The following is a 14,954-nucleotide window of genomic DNA, read 5'->3' as shown; positions in this document are numbered from 1 at the left end:
CATGTGAGCAGGGTCGAACCAGCCTGGGGGTGATGCCGATCGGCTGGTCTGCCGTACCCGAGGTGGGCGCCGCGAGATCGCGCGGGCCCCTCGCTGGGAGCTTGCGAGACCGCGCTGAACCAACGCGAAAGGCGGACCGGTCCCGGTCCGCCTCGCGGTGCTCGCAGCACGGGGCTCAGGTCGCGCCGTAGGTCTCGTCGACCTTGTCGAGCTGTTCGATGGTGTCGCCGCAAGCCATGCCTCCGACGGAGATGGCGATCGCGGCGATGACGAGGAAGGCGTAGAACTTTTTAGGGGCCATCTGGGAAAACTCCGGGGCTGAGCAGCGAGTGTAACAGAGAGAAGTCGGGTTGCTTACGGGCCTCGGCGAGGCGACGCGCGAGGCGGGTGCGGGTGGCTGCGTCTGCGCGGCTGAGCAGTTTGCTCTCCGCCCACCAGGTCCGGTGGGCCGCGGCAGCATCGCCGAGATCGAGGGCGAGTTCCACCCCTGCGGCGACGGTCTCCCAACGTTCGGGTCGCAGCGACCTTGCACGGCGGTAGTGGTCGAGGGCGCGGTCTGGCTGGCCGATGCGGTGGTAGACCCGTCCGGCGGCGAATTGCAGCTCGGGTGAGTAGGGATACGCGCTGAGCCCGCGTTCGATGTGAGCCAGGGCCAGGTGCTGTCGATCTCCCGCGGGCGCGCCCGGGAGCTCCGGGTGCCGCGCGAGCCACTCGCTCGGGAGGTCGAGGGCGAGCTGGGCCATGGCGGCGAGGGAGCGATCGTTGCGGTCGATGCTCAGCTCGACGGCCCGCGCGTGGTGCTCGTAGGCGAGGCTCCAGTCTTCCCGGGCCGAGGCGAGGATGGCCAGGCACAGCTCGGGGAGCTCGTACTGGTCGTCGAGTCGTTTGGCGCGGAGGCAGTCGGCCTCGGCCGCTTCGGCGACGCCCGGGGCGAGGCGGCCCTCGGCGTGGCGACCCACGGCCAGGCGCTCGATCCCCAAGAGCGCGTGGGCCCGGGCCGAGTCGGGAGCGCGGCGGACCGCGTGGTGCCAGAGCGTGGAGTTGCTCACGTAGGCCCGGGTCGCGGCCAGGCCCGTCGAGGCCTGCACCAGCACGAACACGGCCAGGGGCAGCCAGGGGCTCATGTCCGGGCTCGGCCCCGCGGCGAGCTCTTCGACGAGCTCGGCTTTGGCTTCATCGTCGCGCAGCCACGGCGCCACGCGGTGCCCGATGGCCAGCAAGGCGGCCGCGAGGGCGACGCACAGCGGCAGGCTCGGGAGGTAGAGGAAGCGATCGGCCCGCATGTTGGGCAGCCCGGCGAGGTTGCTGGTCGGGACGCAGGCCAGCCACCACGCCAAGGTGGCGAGGGCGAAGGTCCGCGCGGCGAGGCTCGGCGGGGCAGCGCTCGCGCGGGCGCTCTTGGCGAGGACGGCGAGGGCCCCGAGCAGGCTGCCGACGATCACCACGAGCGCGGCGAGGGTCGCCGGGGCGAGCCAGCGGGCCCCGCGGTCGACGTACTCGGGCGCGGGCGCGAGGGCGCCGAGGGGCGCGAGGATCTGGCCGAGGTAGGCGAGGTGGATCTGCGCCGAAGCGGCGAGCACCGGCCCCAGGCCCACGCGGGTGGCGTAGATGCGCGGGTTGTCGGCGGCGGCGTAGGGGCTGAGCCCGCCGTGGACCAGGGCGGTCTGGGCCACGGCCGCGGCGACGCCCAGGCTCAGCGCGACCATGACCACGACCAGCGCGGCGCCCCGGAGCTTGCGGCAGCCGGGCCAGGGCGCCAGGCCCAGGTGCGGGCTGAGCAGCACGGGCAGGGCGGCGAGGGGGGCCGCCGACAGCTTCGCGCCGCAGGCCAGGGCCATGAGCCCCGCCGACAGGGCCGCCCAGCCGAGGCTCGGGGGCCAGGCTCGGCCTTCGCCCTCGAGCCCTTCGGCGGCGCGCAAGCTCGCGAGCAGGGCGCCCAGGCCGAGGAGCGCGGCGAGCAGATCTTCGCGGAACGAGACCACCGCGACGGCCTCGGCGTGCACGGCCAGCAGCCCGAACACGGCGGTCGCGGCGAGGGTCAGGGCGCGCGAGGCCCCGAGGCGCTCGAGCCCCCGAGCCAAGAGCGCGCACACGCCCACGTGGAGGACGATCGACAGCGCGTGGTGGGCCCAGGGACGCAGCCCGAGGACCCGGTAGCTGAGCATGTCGAACACGACCTGGGTCGGGCGGAAGGCGTCCGGCACGTGGCGGGCGGCGGCCTCGGGCGTGGCGAGCAGGGCGAGCTCGAAGTGCTCGGGGCGCAAGAAGCCGTTGCTGCGCAGGGTCCAGGCGTCGTCGTAGATCAGCCCAAAGCCCAGCAGGGGCAGGTGGACGATGGCGATCAGCGCGAGCAGGATCCTGCGCGCGCGCCCGTCGTGGGCTTGGGGCTCGGCGCCCATGGGCGGGATGATAGCCGCAACGCGGGGGCGGGGAGGTCGACGACAAAGGCACGGCCGCTCCGCCGCTCCCATGGTGGTTGCGAACCGGAGCGCCCGTCTTCGGGGTCGAGAGCGGGCGAGGAGCGAGCTCGTGGCGCGTCGGTGAGCTCGGCGGGAACGACGGGGCGTCCGTGCCCTCACTCAACTGCGCGGGCCGGACGGGCTTTCACTCTCGTTACCGGACCCCGCGTGGGTCGAGGCCTCGGCTAGCGCGCCGACTCGACGATGTCGCAGCGCCGGTTGTGCTTTTTGTCCGTGCGCTTGCCCGAGACCAGGGGCCCGCAGCGGTTCCAGTCGACGGCGTAGCTGACCAGCGCCATGGCGAAGCCCATGGCCGCGAACGCGGCCGTGGTCGCGGCCGTGGTGTTGTAGGCCTCGCCCCGGCTGACGAGGTCGTCGCGCTGCTCTTCGGTCAGGCTCGCGTCGCCGGCGTAGGCGTCGGCGAGGTCGTTCTTGGCGACGTAGCCCGCGACGCCGAAGCCGATCGACGCGGCCGACATCGCCGCGCCGAGGCCGATGCCCGTCCAGAAGGTGATCGGCGTGACCGGCTTGCGGTCGGGCTTGCCGGTCTCGATCCGCACGTCCCGCTCCAGGTCGGTCATCGACGCGACCGCGAAGCCGTCGAGGACCGGGGCGTCGAGGTCGACGGCGGTGGCCGTGCCCGCGCTCGCTCCCTCGCCGAGCAGGGCGCAACCTCCGGAGGTCGAGGCCATGGAGACCAGGGCCGCGGACAGGAGGCAGGACACGAGCGCTCGGGGTGGGGACACGGGCATGGGCGCAGCGGGAAGGTAGCAAATGGAGGGGGCGCTGGCCCGGCCCAGACCGAGGGCTGCGTCCGCGAGCGCCGCAGATGCCGCCTGCGTCGAGGCGAAGGCCGGAGAGGGATGTCTCCGTGTGGTACCCCTCACGCCCCCAGATCCCGGCTCGGGCTGGTCTACGGCGGTGAAATGCCCCATTTGAGAGCCCGGCGGGGCGGCCTCCAAACGGCCTCCGGCCCGGTCCCAGGCCAGCCCCCGCGCGAGGCCTGGACGCCCCTTCGGACCCGTGATACCAACCGCCACCTTTTGAACACCCATGCCCCCGGAGAGGGAGCTTGCGTGCCGGTCGCACGACCCCGAGTGGGACGGAGCGGGCGGTGAGCGAACTCGAAGATGGGGGCAGAGGCCCAACGCAAGGAACGAACCAGACAATGAGCGAGAACACCACCGAGGGCGGCCAGCAGCTGCTCGACGAAGCCCAGCGAATCATCACCGTCCGCCAGCTGCTCGAGGCCGGCGTCCACTTCGGCCACCGCACCGAGCGGTGGAACCCGAAGATGCGCACCTACATCTTTGGTGCCCGCAACGGCGTCCACATCATCGACCTCCAGCAGACCGCGACGCTGATGCGCCGCGCCTACGCCTACATCCGCTCCGTCGCGGCCGAGGGCCAGCCCATCCTGTTCGTGGGCACCAAGCGCCAGGCCCAGGACGTGCTGATCAGCGAGGCCCAGCGCTGCGGCCAGTTCTTCGTCGTCGCCCGCTGGCTCGGCGGCACGCTGACCAACTGGAAGACCATCCGCCAGTCCGTCGACAAGCTGCGCCACATCGAGAAGATGTCCGAGGACGGCACCTACGAGAAGCTGACCAAGAAAGAGGTCCTGCAGTTCGAGCGCTCCCGGGCCAAGCTCGAGCGCAACCTCGGCGGCATCAAGGACATGCCCAAGCTCCCGGGCGCCATCTTCGTGATCGACCCCAACCGCGAGCACATCGCCGTGTCCGAGGCCAACCGCCTGGGCGTCCCGGTCGTCGCGCTGGCCGACACCAACGCCGACCCCAGCAAGATCCAGTACATCATCCCGGGCAACGACGACGCGATCCGCTCGATCAAGCTGATCACCAGCCGCATCGCCGACGCCGCCGCCGAGGGCAACAAGCTCGGCAAGCAGCGCGCCGTGGACCACGGCGACGGCGACAACGCGCCGGCGCCGATCCGCGTCACCACCGGCGGCGACGGCCCCAAGGTCGAGCTCGTCTCCCGCCGCACCCAGCTCCCGACTCCCGAGGCCGCCGCGACCCCCGAGACGGAGTCCAAGGCGCCGCCGACCAACAGCTGAGCCGCTCTCAGAGCCGCTAACTGACAGAACGAGACAAACGACGATGGCGAAAATCAGCGCAGGCATGGTGAAGGAGCTCCGCGAGCGTACGCAAGCGGGCATGCTCGACTGCAAAAAGGCCCTCAAGGAGACCGATGGCGACATGGACAAGGCCATCGCGTTCCTCCGCAAGAAGGGGCTCTCCAAGGCGGCCAAGAAGGCCGGCCGGGCGGCCACCGAGGGCGCCGTGGTCAGCTACATCCACGGCGGCCGCGTGGGCGTGCTGCTCGAGGTCAACTGCGAGACCGACTTCGCGGCCAAGAACGACGCCTTCCAGGAGTTCTGCCGGGACATCGCCCTGCAGATCGCGGCCATGAACCCCGCCGCCGTGCGCCGCGAGGAGATGGACTCCGAGGCCGTCGAGAAGGAGCGGGCCATCCTGCGCGAGAAGGCCCTCAACGACGGCAAGCCCGAGAAGATCGTCGACCGCATCGTCGACGGCCAGATCAACAAGTTCTACTCGGAGAACGTCCTGCTCGAGCAGAAGTTCGTCAAGGCCGACAAGAAGACCGTCGAGGAGGTCCTCAAGGAGACCGTGGCGACCATCGGCGAGAACGTCCAGATTCGTCGCTTCACCCGCTACGAGCTCGGTGACGGCCTCGAGAAGAAGGAAGAGAACTTCGCCGAGGAAGTGGCGAAGCAAATCGCCAACGCCTGAGCGAAGCGAAGAGCGGGGCCCGATGGCCCCGCTTTTTTGTGGCCTGTGCCCGGCACCCCAACTTGGAACCCCCTGCACCGCATCACGAGCACCGCACCATGAGCGACACCGCCAAGTTCAAGCGCATCACCCTCAAGCTGTCCGGCGAGGCCCTCCAGGGCAAGCAGGGCTTCGGCATCGATCCCGAGGTGCTCGGGACCATCGCGCAGCAGCTCGCCGAGGTCGTCTACCTCGGCGTCGAGGTGGCCCTGGTGATCGGCGGGGGCAACATCTTCCGCGGGCTCAAGGCCTCGGCCAAGGGCATGGACCGGACCTCGGCGGACTACATGGGCATGCTGGCCACGGTCATGAACGCCGTCGCCATGCAGGACGCCCTCGAGCGCCTGGGCGTGGTCACGCGGGTGCTCTCGGCCATCGAGATGAAGGAGATCGCCGAGCCCTACATCCGCCGCCGGGCCTCCCGGCACCTGGAGAAGGGGCGGGTGGTGATCTTCGCCGCGGGGACGGGCAACCCCTACTTCACCACGGACACGGCCGCGGCCCTGCGCGCCATGGAGGTCAACTCCGAGGTGCTGCTCAAGGCCACCAAGGTGGACGGGGTCTACGACAAGGACCCGATGAAGTTCGACGACGCGGTCCGCTTCGAGCGCCTGAGCTACCTGGAGGTGCTGTCCAGGAGCCTCCACGTCATGGACGCCACGGCGATCTCCCTGTGTCGAGAGAACGACCTGCCGATCGTCGTGTTTGATATGCTCTCGCCCGGCAACATCTGCCGCGTGGTCTGCGGCGACCCACTGGGGACCCTCGTCGCGCCCGATGGTTACGAGCGCCCCGCTCGCTGATTCCGCCCGAGCTCCACGCCCGACCTCCGTCCAGCAGGAACGAAACCATGATTGACGACGCTCTCGAACTCGCCGAAGACGCGATGAAGTCCGCCCAGGAACGCCTCGCCCGCGAACTGTCCCGCGTGCGAGCGGGTCGGGCCAACCCTGCTCTCCTCGACGGCGTGCGCGTCGAGGCCTACGGCGTCCAGATGAGCCTGCGCGAGGTCGCCACGGTCTCGACCGCCGACGCCCGCCTGCTCATCGTCAAGCCCTTCGACGCGAACACCATCTCGTCCGTCGAAAAGGCGATCATGAACTCGGGCCTCGGGCTCAACCCCAGCTCCGACGGGGTCGTGCTGCGCGTGCCCATCCCGCCGCTGACCGAGGAGCGCCGCCGCTCGCTGGTCAAGCAGGTCAAGGACCAGGCCGAGGAGGCGAAGATCGCCATCCGGTCCGGCCGCCGCGAGGGCAACGACCTGCTCAAGGGCGCCGAGAAGGACAAGGAGATCAGCGAGGACGAGCTCAAGCGCGGCCTCGACAAGGTCCAGGAGCTGACCAACCGCTACGTTGCGATGATCGACTCGGCGGTGAAGAAAAAAGAGTCGGAGATCATGGATGACTGAGCGGGCCAGTCGAGCGGCGGGCGGACTGCTGCTCGGGCTGCTCGGGCTGTCCGTCGGCTTTGGTGGTTGCTTCATCGAGGCGGCTCAGCCCGCCAGCTTCCGCTTCGAGTGCTCCGCCGACTCGGACTGCGGCGAGGGCCAGACTTGCGCCAACAGCCTGTGCCAGCAAGCCTGCGGCGGGGCCGAGGACGCGCCCTGTCCCAACGACGCGTCGGAGTGCCTCAACGGATACTGCTCGAGCTTCTGCGCCACGGACCAGGACGTCTGCCCCGCGCCCCAGGAGTGCGTGGACATCTTCGGCATCTTCGGCCTCGAGGGCGTGCCTGGCCTGTGCACGGTGCCCTGCTCGGTCAACGAAGACTGCGGAGAGGGCCAGGGCTGCCTCGAGGGTCTGTGCGCGACGCTGTGCGCCGACGACTCGAACTGCGCCGAGGGCGAGGTCTGCACCTTCGGCCTGTGCACCCCCGAGAACCTGGGCGGCAGCAGCGGCTTCCCCTGAGATGGCGCCGCCACGCCGGCACCTTCGCCGCCAGGCCGACCGCGAGTTCGATCGCAAGCTCGCGCAGCTGTGCCGGCAGGTCGAGCACCACCTGTCCCTGGTGCTCGCCGAGTTCGACGACGAGGTCCTGTCGAGCCTCACCCTCGTCGGCGTGCACAGCAGCCCCGACGGCTCGCGCTTGTTGCTCTCGGTGCTCCCCGACAGCGTCGAGGGGCAGGCGCCGAGCGAGGCGCTGATCCTCGCGCGCCTCGCCGAGGCCCGGGGGCGGCTGCGCGAAGAAGTTGCCGCGGCGATTCACCGCCGGCGGACGCCGAGCCTCGATTTCCGCGTCGCCAAGGACTGGGAGCTCGACGAGTCTCCACCCTGAGTGTCACCACAGGCTCCTAGCGAGGGCACATGGGCGAGTAGAGCCGCCCGAGCCGGGCTGCTACGCTCTCCCGGTGGGGATGTCTCCCGAGCGTGTTCGTGCCTTTCGTGAAGACTACCGTCAGGAGAAGCTGCCCAAGCGCTACGAGGGCTGGCGCCACCTGACGGTGACGACCTCGCTGTGCCTGGGCGCGATCGTGGGGGCGCTCGCGCGCATCGAGAGCCTCGAGCTGGTCGAGCTGATCGCCGTACCGGTGACCTGGATCGTCGCCAACCTGGTCGAGTACGCCGTCCACCGCGGGCCCATGCACCGGCTCAGCCCGCTGACCGGCAAGCTCTACAAGCGCCACACCGGCGAGCACCACCGCTTCTTTTCGCCGGAGGTCATGGCCGTCGACAGCGCCAAGGACTTCCACGTCACCCTCTTCCCGGCCCGCATCGCGCTGTTCTTCGTGGCCTTGCTGGGCCTGCCCCTGGCGCTGTTGGTCTCGCTGGTCCTCGGCCCGGATCTGGGCCTGCTGACCTACGCGGCGCTGGTCGGCTACTACCTCGCCTACGAGTGGCTGCACCTGGGCTCGCACATGCCCGAGGACAGCTTCATCGGTCGTTTGCCCGGGGTCGCGGCGGTCCGCCGGCACCATCGCCTGCACCACGACACCGCCAAGATGCGGCGACTGAATTTCAATTTCGGCATTCCCCTCGGGGACTGGTTGTTCGGTACCCGTGAGCGCTGACGGGAGCGGGGGATTCGTGGTAGCGATGGAGCCGTAGGAGCTCTCCTCTATGCGCGCGCGTACCCTCTCCACGCTGACCCTCTCCCTCTCCCTGGTCCTGGCCGCTGGCTTCGGCTTCACCGGCTGCGACAAGTCGGACTCGTCCAACCCGCCGGCGGACGGTGGCGCGGCGGACGGTGGCGACGCGCCGGCTGGCGACGCGGGTGCCGAGGGCGACGCGGGTGCCGAGGGCGACGCGGCGGGCGGTGAGGACGGCGCGGCCGAGCCCGCCGAGGTGACCTGGGCGACCATGGATCGCGGCGCTCGCCTCGAGCACATGGGCACCGTCGTCATGCCCAAGATGAAGGAGGGCTTCAAGGCCCAGGGCTACGAGACCTTCAAGTGCGGCAACTGCCACGGCGAGGACTACAAGGACGTCGACTTCGCCATGCCCAACGATCTCACGCCCCTGAGCGCCGACGACCCGGTGCAGTCGGGCATGGACCTCGACGAGGAGACCACCAAGTTCATGCTCAACTTCGTGGTCCCCGAGATGGCCAAGATGCTCGACAAGGACCCCGAGAAGGGCGAGTTCGGCTGCCTCAGCTGCCACTTGTCGGAGTAAAAAACCCGGGCCGACCAGCCTGGCCCCAGTTCGAGCCCGAGCGTCGTCGATGCTCGGGCTCACTCGTGTCGTCCACGGGGCGTCTCCCAGTCGTCCCGCGGCCGTGGCGGTTGCGATGGCGGCTGAGCCGCGGTTAGGCTGGGTCATGGCGTTCCACGCGTCGATGGGGGCACTCCTTTTGATCGCGCTCGGCGGGGACGCGCCCGAGCCTGCGGTCGCGCCGGGCTCGTCGCAGCCTGCGGAGGCCGCCATCGCGCCGGCCCGCGTGGACAACGAAGCCGCGGGGGGACCGACCGTCCAAAAACCGGGCAGCGCATCTCCCGAGCCTGTGGGGGCGCAACCGGTCGAGCCGGCGGCCGAGGGTCCCGCGGAGGTCGCCCCCTTGGGCCAGCCCGAGCCCGAGCCCGAACCTGGCGGGCTGCCCAGCGCGGACGCGCCGGTGGCCGAGCCGAGCGAGGGCGGCGGCTTGCCCACGTGGGGGGAGGCGCCCGTGGCCCAGGCCAGCGACCCCGAGACGGAGGGCTGGGCCGTCGAGGAAGAGTTCGTCAAGCCGCCGCCCAACGGCGTGGGCCTCTACAGCACCGCGGCCCTGCTGTTCGGCACGGCGATCACCAAGCAGTGGGTCATGGAGATCAGCTGTGGCGACGACGCCTACTGCGGCGGGCGCGGGCTCATCGACGACTTCCTGATGTTCGGCGCGATCGGCTTCGCCGGGGCGGGCGGCTGGAAGCACGGCGAGCACATCCGCTGGAAGGCCGAGCAGGCGGGCAAGGCCGCGGTCGTTCCGCGCGGTCGACAGATCGCCGGGTGGACCGTGTTCGCCATCGGCATGGCCGGGCTGATCACCGACCTGGGCCTCTACCAGGCTTGCTACTCGAGCGCGCTCGGCCCCTACACGCAGATCGACGGCTTCCGCTACACCTGCAACCCCGCGGCCTCCATCGTGGTCACGGACGTCTCGGGCCTCGCGGGGGCGATCGGCGCGGGCCTGGGCATGTCGGCGCAGCGGCAGATCCGCGCCAGCAAAGTTGACGTGAGCATCGCGCCCGCTGGCGGCCGCGGCCGGGTTGGGCTATCGCTCACCGGCCGCTTCTAGCGGACGCCCGCCATGTTCGCCCGCACGACGCTCCGCTCCCTGTGCCTGCGCGCCGCCCTCGTGGCCGCCCCCCTCGCGCTGAGCGTGGGCCTGGCGACGCTCACGGCCTGCAAGTCCGAGCCGCGCACCCTCGCCGTCGAGCTGGCCATCGAGGGCATGACCTGCGAGTCCTGCGTGCAGGGCATCGAGTACGAGGTCGGGCGCCTCGAGGGCGTCGCGTCCGTCGAGGTCGACCTCGAGGCCGAGCGCGCCAAGGTCGTGTTCCGCGAGGGGGAGATCGAGGTCGCGGCGATCGTGACGGCGATCGAGACCATCGGCTACGGCGCCACGGTCGACGGTGAGCCGAAGGCGGTCGAGGCTCCGGTCTCCTGAACCTGGATCAGCCTCGGGGCGTCGCCGCCCGGCGCAGGCGATCGGCGACGGCGGCCCAGCTGGGCGCGTCCGGGACGGCCTCGATGAGCACGGACCCGCAGCCGAGCTCGTCGAGGGTGTGCAGGGCCGCGTAGAGCATGCTCGCGTAGTCGGAGGCGTCGTCGGGCATGCGCAGGTGGTGGTCGACGGCGCCGAGGGCCTCGACGTCGCCGCGGGTCAGGGCGCCGAGGGGCCGCGGCAAGGCGTCGCCGTCGCGCTCGAGCCGAGCTCGAAGGGTGTCGAGGGGCGCGAGCAGGACCTGACCGGCGGGGGCGTAGTGGCGCGCGTCCATGCCGGGGGAGGGGCGCGCGACCTCGGTGTCTTTGCTGCCGTTGGTGGCGTGGACCAGGCGCGCGCCCAGCTCGGGGTGCCGGGCGAGCTCGGCCTCGAGGGCCCGCGTCGACACGCCGCCCAGGCGCAGCACCGTGGGCTGCCCGCGGCTCAGATCGAGGACCGTCGACTCGATGCCCACCCGCGTCGTCCCGCCGTCGAGGATGGTCAGCGCGTCGGCGTCGACGTGGGCCAGCGAGCGCGCCACGTGGGCGGCGGTGGTCGGCGAGATGGCCTGGGAGCGGTTGGCGCTCGGGGCCGCGAGGGGCAGCAGGGCTGCGCGCAGCAGCGCCTGGGCCACGGGGTGGGCTGGGGCGCGCACGCCGACGGTGTCGAGGCCAGCGCTGACCAGGTCGGGGACGAGGCCGCGCTTGGGTAGCACGAGGGTCAGGGGTCCGGGCCAGAAGGCTTCGGCGAGGGCCTGGGCCAGGGGCGGCCACGCGGCGACGAGGGTCCGCGCGTGGTCCGAGTCGCGCACGTGGACGATCAGCGGGTTGGTGCTCGGCCGCCCCTTGGCCGCGTAGATGCCCGCCACCGCCCGGGGGTCGAGGGCGTTCGCGCCCAGGCCGTAGACCGTCTCCGTGGGGAAGGCGACGAGCCGACCGGCGCGCAGGGCCTCGGCGGCGGCGCGCAGGGCCTCGGCGCTGGCGGGCTGCTCGGGGCCGGCGGGATCGACCGGATCGACCGGCACGACGCGGGGCGGGGTCATGGCGGGGTCTGCGATAGCACCCTCGCTGGGGGCCGTCGAGCGCCCGCCCAGGCTCCCCCGTGATCGGGTCTCAGGGCTCTTGGAGCTCGAGCAGCTGACCCGCGGCGACGTCGTTGAGCTCCTGCTGCTGCTCGCTCGCTGGCCAGGTCACGACGACCCGGTGCACGCTCTCGACCCCGGGCCCGAGGCCGAAGTGCTGGATCAGCTCGCCCTCGCCGAGGAAGTGGCTGCCGGCGCCGACCTCCTTGACCTGCCACGGGCTCTCGGGGGTGACCTGAACCCGGACGACGGCCCCGCGGGCGTCGCGGTTGGTCGGGCCGCTGCCGGTCAGGGCCACGCGCAGCCAGGGGTTCTCGTTGCCGCCGTCGTTGCGCAGCAGCGCGGGCGTGCCGGCGTGGTTGGTCACCAGCAGGTCGAGGTCGCCGTCGCGGTCGTAGTCAAAGGCGACGACGCTGCGGCCCTGCCGGTCGTCGTCGACGTTGCGCAGCGCGCCCTCCTCGCTCATCTCCAGCCCCGAGCCGGTGTGGTTCATCCACAGGCGCATGGGCGTGTCGGCGTGGTAGAGGCCGCCGTTGAGGTCGCGGCCGGGCCAGCCGTTGGCGAGGGTCAGGTCGAGGTCGCCGTCGTTGTCGGCGTCGAAGAAGGCGGCGCCCCAGGCCCACGCGCCGTCGCGGATCCCCGCCGCGTCGGTGCCGAGGGCGAACTCGCGGTTGCCGATGTAGCGGTACAGGCGGTTGCCCGAGCCCGCCCAGCACGGCGGCTCCTCGCCGGGCTCGCACTCGTCGTCGAGCTCGGCGATGGAGGTCACGTACCAGTCGAGGCGGCCGTCGAGGTCGAGGTCGCCCCAGGTCGAGCCCATGGCGTTGGACTCCCGGTTGACCTTGGCCGCGCCCGAGCCGTCGTAAAAGCCGGGGCTCTCGGCGTTGGGCCCGACGTTCCAGAACATCCGCGAGCGGGCGAAGTCCACGGCGATGGCCAGGTCCTGCCAGCCGTCGCCGTCGAAGTCGGCGAAGGTCGAAGAAAACGCGAAGGTCCCGTCCTCGTCGAGGCCGTCGAGGTCGACGCCCGCGGCCACGGTGGTGTCGACGAAGGCGCCCGGGTCGCTGGCCCCGAGGTTGCGCAGCAGCCGGGCCCGGTGGACGTCGAAGTCGGGGTCGCCCTCGGGGGGCAGCTGCTCGATGCGCAGCCACTCGTTGACGTGCACGTCGAGCCAGCCGTCGCGGTCGTAGTCGCCGAGGGTCACGCTCTCGCCGCTGTGCAGGGTGTCGGAGCTCAGCGCGAAGCCCCGCGCCTCGCCCTGCTCCTCGAAGCGCAGCTGGCCCGTCTCGGACAGCAAGTTGACGTAGAGGTAGTGGCGACCCACGCCCACGCCGGTGACCAGGATGTCGAGGTCGCCGTCGTTGTCGATGTCGCCGAAGTTGGTCCCGTTGGTGAAGGTGCACGCGCCCAGGCCCACCGCCTCGGCGACGTCCACGAAGGTCCCGTCGCCTTGGTTGAGGAACAGGTGGTCCGGCGCCGACAGCCGGGTCATGAACAAATCGGGGAAGCCGTCTCGGTCGACGTCGCCCACGCTGACCCCGCCCGTGAACCACTGCGGCTCGCAGTCTTGGAAGGGCAGCAGCCCGCCGCTGGTGGGCCGCGGGAACATGCAGTTTTGCTGCGCCGGGTGGGTTTGGGCGAACTGCACCGTGGCCAGCCCGGCCTCGAGGGTGATGTCCGTGAACATCGGGCAGCCGGCGTCGGGGCAGGCGCTGGGCGGGGGCAGGGCGCTCGCTACAGGCGGCGGCTCGGGGCCCCAGTCGGCGCACACGAAGGGGTCGAAGCCCTCGTCCTCGCCGGTGCCCGAGTCGGTGTCCTCGCCGTCGGGGCTCGACTCGGTGTTGGCCTCGTCGCCCTCGTCTTGGGACAGGGACGGGCCCCTGCAGGCGCCGAGCAGGAGGGGGATGACGAGCGGAACAGCGGCGGCGCGCATGGTCGAAGCTCAGAAGGTCTCGCGCTCTTGCATGGGCAGCTCGATGATCGCCAGGCGGAGATCACGGAGCAGGGCCTGCTGGGCGCTGTCGCGGTGGCGCTGGGCCTCGTGGTTGGCCCGGGCCTCGAGGATCAGCGCTTCGATCATCGAGGGGTGAACGTCGAGCTCCCAGCCGACCACGCGGGCCGACGCGGCCTCGTCGTCGGACAGGCCGTCGAGGGCGGCGAAGTGGAGGATGGCCGAGAGGAAGAAGCGAGCCGGCCGCCCGCGCTCGACCAGCGCGCCGATGTGCGAGGGGTGGAGCTGGGACTCGTCGAACTCGAGGATGTGCCACTGGACCGCCTCGGGCAGGCCGCACTGGGTCATGGCGGCCTTGAGGCCGCGGAGCTCGACCGCGCTCAGGCCGTCGGCTGCGGCCAGGAATTTCGCCGCCTTGATCAGGTTGAGCTCGTACTCGAGGCTGACCTCCTGGCCCAGGGCGTGGCTCGAAAACTCACGCACGTTCGCTTCGGCCGCCGCGCGCGTCTCGGGGTCGAGGCGCTCGAGGATGGCGGCGGTGGTCTCGGTGATTGGGTTCGACATCGAGCGTTTGGAGCGTAGCAGAGCGATGGACATGGCGCGGGAATAGGCGGGCGTGTGGGCCGCGTCGTTGGGCGGTCGTGATCTCGAGTTCCAACAAAGAGGTGATCGATCGGGGGCGGATGTCTCGACGCCGTGTTTGGCTCCTGGTGCTCGCCCCCGTGTGGGTCGTGGGCCTCGCCGTCGTGATCGCGTTTTGTGCTCTAGTCATCACGGGGTGGGCGACACAGCGGGATCCGCTCACCGTCGGCGCGCATGCGCTGCGGCGGACCCTGGGCCCCCCGGCACCCCCCGTCGACAGCCTGCCGCCCAGCAGCGGGGCACCCCGAGCCGAGGGCTGGTCGCACATCCCCCTCGAGGCGCCCGAAGCCCTGCCCGAGGGGGCAGGTCGAGGAGACCGGCCTGCAGGTCTGGACGGGGTGTCCTTCGTGCTCTTGCTCGGCGCCGACAACCGGTCCGCGAAGGTCACCGGGCGCACCGACACGATGATGTTGGTCGCCTTCCGCGAGCGCGACGGGGCCGTGGCGGCGTTCAGCGTGCCCCGGGATCTGTGGATCGAGCTGCCCGACGTCGGGACGCTTCACGAGGACGGCCGGGACCACGCCCGGGTCAGCTCCGTGATGCGCGTGGGCGAGGTCCGCGTGGGTCGGGGCCAGGGCATGGCGCTGCTGCGCGAGACCTTGCGCCTGAACCTCGGGGTCGAGGTCGATCGCTACGCGCTCATCGACATGCAGGGCTTCGTGGCCGTGGTCGACACCCTCGGCGGCGTCGAGGTCGAGGTCGCCTGCCCGATCATGGACTGCTTTTGGCTCGACGGCCCCGACCAGCCGTGCACGATGATGGACGTGCCCGCCGGGGCGGTGACCATGGACGGGGCGACGGCGCTGGCCTTCTCGCGCTCGCGCCACGGGACCGGCGACCGGGACCGGACCCGGCGCCAACAAGCCGTGATGCTGGCCTTCGCGCGCACGTTGAAG

Annotated in this window: 17 protein-coding genes; 11 read left to right on the top strand and 6 right to left on the bottom strand. The window is 71.2% G+C overall.

Going from position 1 to position 14,954, the window contains the following annotated elements:
* Positions 1-175: 175 nt before the first annotated feature.
* The 3 genes from PPSIR1_RS50820 to PPSIR1_RS23915 all read right to left on the bottom strand — a co-directional run bounded on the left by PPSIR1_RS50820 (position 176) and on the right by PPSIR1_RS23915 (position 3,211).
* Entirely contained in the window at positions 176-301 is a 126-nt protein-coding gene (locus tag PPSIR1_RS50820; RefSeq protein WP_006973745.1) for a hypothetical protein, read from the bottom strand.
* The gene (locus PPSIR1_RS23920) at positions 291-2,399 is read right to left on the bottom strand and encodes a hypothetical protein (RefSeq protein WP_006973744.1); all 2,109 of its coding nucleotides are present in this window, start codon (positions 2,397-2,399) and stop codon (positions 291-293) included. The genes PPSIR1_RS50820 and PPSIR1_RS23920 overlap by 11 nt, the downstream gene beginning before the upstream one ends.
* Positions 2,400-2,644: 245 nt before the next feature.
* Positions 2,645-3,211 carry a hypothetical protein gene (locus PPSIR1_RS23915; RefSeq protein ID WP_045116638.1) on the bottom strand — a complete coding sequence of 189 codons (567 nt, stop codon included), beginning with the start codon at positions 3,209-3,211 and terminating at the stop codon, positions 2,645-2,647.
* Positions 3,212-3,627: 416 nt separating this feature from the next.
* Here PPSIR1_RS23915 and rpsB point away from each other — a divergent pair, with 416 nt between their 5' ends.
* From rpsB to PPSIR1_RS43640, 10 genes are all read left to right on the top strand, one after another.
* Positions 3,628-4,533 carry a 30S ribosomal protein S2 gene (gene rpsB, locus PPSIR1_RS23910; protein WP_006973742.1) on the top strand — a complete coding sequence of 302 codons (906 nt, stop codon included), beginning with the start codon at positions 3,628-3,630 and terminating at the stop codon, positions 4,531-4,533.
* Between the two features lie 43 nt (positions 4,534-4,576).
* Positions 4,577-5,230: a translation elongation factor Ts gene (tsf, locus tag PPSIR1_RS23905; RefSeq protein WP_086001647.1), complete on the top strand. Its 654-nt coding sequence runs from the start codon at positions 4,577-4,579 to the stop codon at positions 5,228-5,230.
* A gap of 98 nt (positions 5,231-5,328) precedes the next feature.
* A complete protein-coding gene (pyrH, locus tag PPSIR1_RS23900) occupies positions 5,329-6,072 on the top strand; it encodes a UMP kinase (protein WP_006973740.1) in 744 nt (247 codons plus the stop codon).
* Between the two features lie 47 nt (positions 6,073-6,119).
* Positions 6,120-6,677 carry a ribosome recycling factor gene (frr, locus tag PPSIR1_RS23895; RefSeq protein WP_006973739.1) on the top strand — a complete coding sequence of 186 codons (558 nt, stop codon included), beginning with the start codon at positions 6,120-6,122 and terminating at the stop codon, positions 6,675-6,677.
* Positions 6,670-7,176 (top strand): hypothetical protein, encoded by a 507-nt coding sequence (locus PPSIR1_RS23890; protein WP_006973738.1) that lies wholly within the window; start codon positions 6,670-6,672, stop codon positions 7,174-7,176. The genes frr and PPSIR1_RS23890 overlap by 8 nt, the downstream gene beginning before the upstream one ends.
* 1 nt (position 7,177) lies before the next feature.
* The gene (locus PPSIR1_RS23885) at positions 7,178-7,543 is read left to right on the top strand and encodes a ribosome-binding factor A (protein ID WP_006973737.1); all 366 of its coding nucleotides are present in this window, start codon (positions 7,178-7,180) and stop codon (positions 7,541-7,543) included.
* Positions 7,544-7,622: 79 nt separating this feature from the next.
* Positions 7,623-8,276, top strand: coding sequence for a sterol desaturase family protein (locus PPSIR1_RS23880; RefSeq protein ID WP_006973736.1), 654 nt, complete (start codon positions 7,623-7,625; stop codon positions 8,274-8,276).
* A gap of 49 nt (positions 8,277-8,325) precedes the next feature.
* Positions 8,326-8,880 carry a hypothetical protein gene (locus tag PPSIR1_RS23875; RefSeq protein ID WP_006973735.1) on the top strand — a complete coding sequence of 185 codons (555 nt, stop codon included), beginning with the start codon at positions 8,326-8,328 and terminating at the stop codon, positions 8,878-8,880.
* A gap of 163 nt (positions 8,881-9,043) precedes the next feature.
* Positions 9,044-9,976, top strand: coding sequence for a hypothetical protein (locus PPSIR1_RS23870; RefSeq protein ID WP_157595906.1), 933 nt, complete (start codon positions 9,044-9,046; stop codon positions 9,974-9,976).
* 12 nt (positions 9,977-9,988) lie between these two features.
* Positions 9,989-10,348: a heavy-metal-associated domain-containing protein gene (locus tag PPSIR1_RS43640; protein WP_006973733.1), complete on the top strand. Its 360-nt coding sequence runs from the start codon at positions 9,989-9,991 to the stop codon at positions 10,346-10,348.
* 7 nt (positions 10,349-10,355) lie between these two features.
* Here the strand turns inward: PPSIR1_RS43640 and PPSIR1_RS23860 are convergent, their stop codons facing one another.
* From PPSIR1_RS23860 to PPSIR1_RS23850, 3 genes are all read right to left on the bottom strand, one after another.
* A complete protein-coding gene (locus PPSIR1_RS23860; RefSeq protein WP_006973732.1) occupies positions 10,356-11,426 on the bottom strand; it encodes an L-threonylcarbamoyladenylate synthase in 1,071 nt (356 codons plus the stop codon).
* A gap of 70 nt (positions 11,427-11,496) precedes the next feature.
* Positions 11,497-13,398 (bottom strand): CRTAC1 family protein, encoded by a 1,902-nt coding sequence (locus PPSIR1_RS23855; RefSeq protein WP_006973731.1) that lies wholly within the window; start codon positions 13,396-13,398, stop codon positions 11,497-11,499.
* 9 nt (positions 13,399-13,407) lie between these two features.
* Complete coding sequence (locus PPSIR1_RS23850; RefSeq protein WP_006973730.1) at positions 13,408-13,980, bottom strand: hypothetical protein; 573 nt, start codon at positions 13,978-13,980, stop codon at positions 13,408-13,410.
* 119 nt (positions 13,981-14,099) lie between these two features.
* On the opposite strand from PPSIR1_RS23850, the gene PPSIR1_RS23845 reads away from it, so the two are divergent.
* The coding region (locus tag PPSIR1_RS23845) for an LCP family protein (RefSeq protein WP_086001655.1) at positions 14,100-14,954 on the top strand (855 nt) is incomplete at its 3' end.

This window comes from Plesiocystis pacifica SIR-1, from assembly GCF_000170895.1.
Taxonomy (GTDB): Bacteria; Myxococcota_A; Polyangia; order Nannocystales; family Nannocystaceae; genus Plesiocystis; species Plesiocystis pacifica.
Note: the sequence above shows the minus strand (reverse complement) of the source record. Positions and strands in the feature narration are given on the sequence as shown.

Coding starts and splice junctions, on each gene's coding strand:
- PPSIR1_RS50820 (WP_006973745.1), bottom strand. CDS start 301: ATGGCCCCTAAAAAGTTCTACGCCTTCCTCGTCATCGCCGCGATCGCC.
- PPSIR1_RS23920 (WP_006973744.1), bottom strand. CDS start 2,399: ATGGGCGCCGAGCCCCAAGCCCACGACGGGCGCGCGCGCAGGATCCTG.
- PPSIR1_RS23915 (WP_045116638.1), bottom strand. CDS start 3,211: ATGCCCGTGTCCCCACCCCGAGCGCTCGTGTCCTGCCTCCTGTCCGCG.
- rpsB (WP_006973742.1), top strand. CDS start 3,628: ATGAGCGAGAACACCACCGAGGGCGGCCAGCAGCTGCTCGACGAAGCC.
- tsf (WP_086001647.1), top strand. CDS start 4,577: ATGGCGAAAATCAGCGCAGGCATGGTGAAGGAGCTCCGCGAGCGTACG.
- pyrH (WP_006973740.1), top strand. CDS start 5,329: ATGAGCGACACCGCCAAGTTCAAGCGCATCACCCTCAAGCTGTCCGGC.
- frr (WP_006973739.1), top strand. CDS start 6,120: ATGATTGACGACGCTCTCGAACTCGCCGAAGACGCGATGAAGTCCGCC.
- PPSIR1_RS23890 (WP_006973738.1), top strand. CDS start 6,670: ATGACTGAGCGGGCCAGTCGAGCGGCGGGCGGACTGCTGCTCGGGCTG.
- PPSIR1_RS23885 (WP_006973737.1), top strand. CDS start 7,178: ATGGCGCCGCCACGCCGGCACCTTCGCCGCCAGGCCGACCGCGAGTTC.
- PPSIR1_RS23880 (WP_006973736.1), top strand. CDS start 7,623: ATGTCTCCCGAGCGTGTTCGTGCCTTTCGTGAAGACTACCGTCAGGAG.
- PPSIR1_RS23875 (WP_006973735.1), top strand. CDS start 8,326: ATGCGCGCGCGTACCCTCTCCACGCTGACCCTCTCCCTCTCCCTGGTC.
- PPSIR1_RS23870 (WP_157595906.1), top strand. CDS start 9,044: ATGGGGGCACTCCTTTTGATCGCGCTCGGCGGGGACGCGCCCGAGCCT.
- PPSIR1_RS43640 (WP_006973733.1), top strand. CDS start 9,989: ATGTTCGCCCGCACGACGCTCCGCTCCCTGTGCCTGCGCGCCGCCCTC.
- PPSIR1_RS23860 (WP_006973732.1), bottom strand. CDS start 11,426: ATGACCCCGCCCCGCGTCGTGCCGGTCGATCCGGTCGATCCCGCCGGC.
- PPSIR1_RS23855 (WP_006973731.1), bottom strand. CDS start 13,398: ATGCGCGCCGCCGCTGTTCCGCTCGTCATCCCCCTCCTGCTCGGCGCC.
- PPSIR1_RS23850 (WP_006973730.1), bottom strand. CDS start 13,980: ATGTCGAACCCAATCACCGAGACCACCGCCGCCATCCTCGAGCGCCTC.